This window comes from Mesorhizobium sp. LMG17149 (assembly GCF_024518695.1).
Lineage (GTDB): Bacteria > Pseudomonadota > Alphaproteobacteria > Rhizobiales > Rhizobiaceae > Mesorhizobium.
Map to the genome: position 1 here is coordinate 222,501 of NZ_JANIFL010000001.1, position 5,000 is coordinate 227,500.

A 5,000-nucleotide genomic window follows, 5' to 3' on the forward strand; every position below is an offset into this window, starting at 1 on the left:
GTTTCCAAGTATCGATAATAGGTAACTTACCCTGAATACATAGGGGTAAAGTGGCGAACGCGGGGAACTGAAACATCTAAGTACCCGTAGGAAAGGACATCAACCGAGACTCCGGAAGTAGTGGCGAGCGAACCCGGACCAGGCCAGTGGCGATTGAGAGACAAGCGGAACCTTCTGGAAAGTAGGGCCATAGTGGGTGACAGCCCCGTACGCGTAATGCAATCAATCGTCCTCGAGTAAGGCGGGACACGTGAAATCCTGTCTGAAATTGGGGGGACCACCCTCCAAGCCTAAGTACTCGTGCATGACCGATAGCGAACTAGTACCGTGAGGGAAAGGTGAAAAGCACCCCGACAAGGGGAGTGAAAGAGTACCTGAAACCGATTGCCTACAAACAGTGGAAGCCCAAGGTTCGTCCTGGGTGACCACGTACCTTTTGTATAATGGGTCAGCGACTTAGTGTGACGAGCAAGCTTAAACCGCTAGGTGTAGGCGCAGCGAAAGCGAGTCTGAATAGGGCGTTCAGTTCGTCGCATTAGACCCGAAACCGAGTGATCTAGCCATGAGCAGGTTGAAGGTAAGGTAACACTTACTGGAGGACCGAACCCATAACTGTTGCAATAGTTCGGGATGACTTGTGGCTAGGGGTGAAAGGCCAATCAAACTCGGAAATAGCTGGTTCTCCGCGAAATCTATTTAGGTAGAGCGTCGACCGAATACCCCAGGGGGTAGAGCACTGGATGGGCTAGGGGTCCTCACCGGATTACCAAACCTAACCAAACTCCGAATACCTGGGAGTACTAGTCGGCAGACACACGGCGGGTGCTAACGTCCGTCGTGAAAAGGGAAACAACCCTGACCTACAGCTAAGGTCCCCAAGTTATGGCTAAGTGGGAAAGGATGTGAGGATCCCAAAACAACCAGGATGTTGGCTTAGAAGCAGCCATCATTTAAAGAAAGCGTAACAGCTCACTGGTCTAAATAAGGGTCTTTGCGCCGAAAATGTAACGGGGCTAAAGCCATACACCGAAGCTTAGGGTTTGGTCCGCAAGGGCCAAGCGGTAGCGGAGCGTTCTGTAAGCTGATGAAGCCATACCCGTGAGGGGTGGTGGAGGTATCAGAAGTGCGAATGCTGACATGAGTAACGTAAGGGGAGTGAGAGACTCCCCCGCCGAAAGACCAAGGGTTCCTGCTTAAAGCTAATCTGAGCAGGGTTAGCCGGCCCCTAAGACGAGGCGGAAACGCGTAGTCGATGGGAACCACGTTAATATTCGTGGGCTTGGAGGTAGTGACGGATCATTGAGGTAGTCCAATCTTATCGGATTGAACGGGCTGCTGCGTGGTTCCAGGAAATAGCTCCTCCTTATAAACCGTACCCGAAACCGACACTGGTGGTCTGGTAGAGTATACCAAGGCGCTTGAGAGAACTATGCTGAAGGAACTCGGCAAATTGCACGCGTAACTTCGGAAGAAGCGTGACCCTTTTCTACGCAAGTAGAGGAGGGTGGCACAGACCAGGGGGTAGCGACTGTTTATCAAAAACACAGGGCTCTGCGAAGTCGCAAGACGACGTATAGGGTCTGACGCCTGCCCGGTGCTGGAAGGTTAAGAGGAGGGGTGCAAGCTCTGAATCGAAGCCCCAGTAAACGGCGGCCGTAACTATAACGGTCCTAAGGTAGCGAAATTCCTTGTCGGGTAAGTTCCGACCTGCACGAATGGCGTAACGACTTCCCCGCTGTCTCCAGCATAGACTCAGTGAAATTGAATTCCCCGTGAAGATGCGGGGTTCCTGCGGTTAGACGGAAAGACCCCGTGCACCTTTACTATAGCTTTACATTGGCATTCGTAGTGGCATGTGTAGGATAGGTGGTAGGCTTTGAAACCTGGGCGCCAGCTCAGGTGGAGCCACCCTTGAAATACCACCCTTATTACTATGGATGTCTAACCGCGGCCCGTTATCCGGGTCCGGGACAATGTATGGTGGGTAGTTTGACTGGGGCGGTCGCCTCCTAAAGAGTAACGGAGGCGCGCGATGGTGGGCTCAGAACGGTCGGAAATCGTTCGCTGAGTGCAATGGCATAAGCCTGCCTGACTGCGAGACTGACAAGTCGAGCAGAGACGAAAGTCGGTCATAGTGATCCGGTGGTCCCGCGTGGAAGGGCCATCGCTCAACGGATAAAAGGTACGCCGGGGATAACAGGCTGATGACCCCCAAGAGTCCATATCGACGGGGTTGTTTGGCACCTCGATGTCGACTCATCGCATCCTGGGGCTGGAGCAGGTCCCAAGGGTATGGCTGTTCGCCATTTAAAGCGGTACGTGAGTTGGGTTCAGAACGTCGTGAGACAGTTCGGTCCCTATCTGCCGTGGGTGTAGGAATATTGAAAGGATCTGTCCCTAGTACGAGAGGACCGGGATGGACGGATCTCTGGTGGACCTGTTGTGGCGCCAGCCGCATAGCAGGGTAGCTATATCCGGACGGGATAACCGCTGAAGGCATCTAAGCGGGAAACCCACCTTAAAACGAGTATTCCCTGAGAACCGTGGAAGACGACCACGTTGATAGGCCGGGTGTGGAAGAGCGGCAACGCTTGAAGCTTACCGGTACTAATAGTTCGATCGGCTTGATCGTTCTCATTCCTTATGCTCATCGCTCCAAATCGGAGGATGACAGGCACAAAAAAGACCAGCGAATAGCCCCGAGAGGCACCCGACAGCTCCGCTGCCGATGCCTCTTTGTGCTCCTTCGCTCAAAAGCTTCTCGAACAACGTGCGTTTTGCCGACCTGGTGGTTATGGCGGAGCGGCTGCACCCGATCCCATTCCGAACTCGGCCGTGAAACGCTCCAGCGCTGATGGTACTTCGTCTCAAGACGCGGGAGAGTAGGTCGCTGCCAGGTCTGCTAAACGCACGTTGAACTCACATCCAATCGGATGGAGTGATATCTTCTCTTTATGAAATGGCCCGCCAAGGGATCACGGGCCGCGTAAGCGGCCCTTTCATTTGGTCAGCCATATACCTATCTGTAGGCCTCGGCTTACACAAAAAAGCAAGCAAACGCTTGCTTAGGAACGCAAGCAAGCGTTTGCTTAGATTAGCAAGCAAACGCTTGCACAAAAGGTGACGCGGGGTGGAGCAGCCCGGTAGCTCGTCAGGCTCATAACCTGAAGGTCACAGGTTCAAATCCTGTCCCCGCAACCAAACCTCACTAAACAAACAGCCCGCCTCGTGCGGGCTCTTTTGTTTTTTGCCCTGGTGCCGGCGTTTAACCCGTCATCAGGCGCCCCCAAGCAGGCCAAGCCCAAGCCGCTAGACAGAAAACTCAAATCCTCTCCCCAACCAAACTTCGGTAAGCAAACAATCCGCCTGGAACAAAGCCCGCCGGCCGTTTTGATGTTCGGCTGGGCTGGCCATCGATTGCCCCGGACCAGGCGTCCGCAACAAGGCGAAGCCCAAGCTGCGGAACAAAAAAACCAATCCCGTCCCCTGCAAACCAATCTGCACCAAACAAACAGTTCGCCAGGCACCAGCCAGCGGGCTGTTCGCATTCGGGGGACAATGGTGCCTGCAAGCGGCACTCGTCGGCGCACAAAGAGGCCTCAGCCGACAAGCTACGACAACAAAACAAGCCTCTCAACAAAACCTAATTCAAAACAGCCCGCAGCCGCGGGCCGTTTGCGTTCGGGGGACTGGCAGTGAAGTGCCCAGCCGCCGCCATAACCGGATCAACCGAATCGGAGGCGAAAAAGACGAAGCATCCGATCCTCTTATCGGGCATCGGTCAGTGATGCCGGTGATGACTTGCAATCAAATACGAAATGATTGGGTCGGGGGTGGTGTTCTATTCAGCCGGCTTTTTGTGGCCACCCTCGGCCATGACAATGACTGAGGACCGCGAATCGACCTGCATGTAGATCCTCGATCGCGCCGGCGGTTGGGTGTGTCACGCCGCAATAGCCGCAAGTGCCGTTGGCCGAGCGGCCTGGGGCGTTGAAGCGACGCCTCGATCAAGTCGAATCAAAGTGAAGGGTGATTCTCTGAGGATGAGTGGCGCAAGGTGTGGCATGGCCGAATCAGCCAATTTTGCTAATTTTTGCTAATAGCTGACATCTATCGCCAGGTTCGGGATCACTCCCATATTCCCCGCACGCTTTTCATCAGGAAGCAGCTCGAACCAGGCCGCTACAACAATGCCAGCGAGGTTGTCCGCGCGGGCCTGCGCATGCTTGAGGATTTCGAGGCTGCGCGAGGAGATACCGGGGCGGCGAACTGAACCCCGGCAGGATCCATCGAAGGGAATCCCTGCCGAAACGGTTTTCTCCCGGCTGGAGGCGCGTCATCGCGCGAAGCAGGCGAAAGCCAAGTAGGGGTGGAGTATCGGACTGTCTTCCACCCAGGGCAGAAGCCGAGCTGGAGCAACTCTACTATGATATAGCCGGACGTGCGCCGCCAGCGATCTCCTGGGATTTCATTACGGGTATCCGCGACCATTGTCTCGACCTGTCGACGTTTCCACGGCGGGCACCGAGCGGGTCGAGATCATGCCTGGGCTGCGGATTGTTGGCTACCGCCGCGTCAGCATTACCTTTGCCGTCGAGGGCGGGCGGGTCCTGATCCTGGGCATCTTTTACGCCGGCCGGAACATCACACCGGAATTGCTCGAAGACCGGCTCTAAACGGCGCTTCGGTGGAGAATTGCTCTGCAGTCCTTCAGGCGCAACGGGTGCGATGGCACACATCAGCGCCTCGATCTCGGGACGCATCACAGGAATGGTAGGCGCTAGAACGCCGCCCACAATTCAGCCAAGCCAACTCATGAATTTCGGCCCGGTGGATATCTCTACGAGAAATCGAAAAAACATTGTCGATGTGTGTTGACAGTTGTCGTTGGTGGCGACTATATACGCCTCACGAACGAGGGCGGCTCGCCGCTGGCGACGAAGAAGTTTGCTTCTAAGCCTGCCCTTAGCGAAATTCAAGAGAGCCGCGTAAGCGACACT

General features: G+C 55.1%; 1 protein-coding gene, 1 tRNA gene, 2 rRNA genes and 1 pseudogene (1 of these 5 only partly in view). All 5 read left to right on the forward strand.

All coding sequences use genetic code 11. The annotated features are described in order from the left end of the window. Positions 1 to 2,632, forward strand: a 23S ribosomal RNA gene (locus tag NP945_RS01030); it begins 190 nt to the left of the window's first position. Between the two features lie 152 nt (positions 2,633 to 2,784). Next, a 5S ribosomal RNA gene (gene rrf / locus NP945_RS01035) occupies positions 2,785 to 2,899 on the forward strand. Between the two features lie 225 nt (positions 2,900 to 3,124). After that, positions 3,125 to 3,201 (forward strand) — tRNA-Met (locus tag NP945_RS01040). A gap of 937 nt (positions 3,202 to 4,138) precedes the next feature. Then, a pseudogene (locus NP945_RS01045) lies at positions 4,139 to 4,367 on the forward strand (type II toxin-antitoxin system ParD family antitoxin). Between the two features lie 123 nt (positions 4,368 to 4,490). Then, positions 4,491 to 4,676, forward strand: a complete 186-nt coding sequence (locus tag NP945_RS01050) for a type II toxin-antitoxin system RelE/ParE family toxin (RefSeq protein WP_306256526.1) — start codon at positions 4,491 to 4,493, stop codon at positions 4,674 to 4,676. Positions 4,677 to 5,000: the final 324 nt, after the last annotated feature.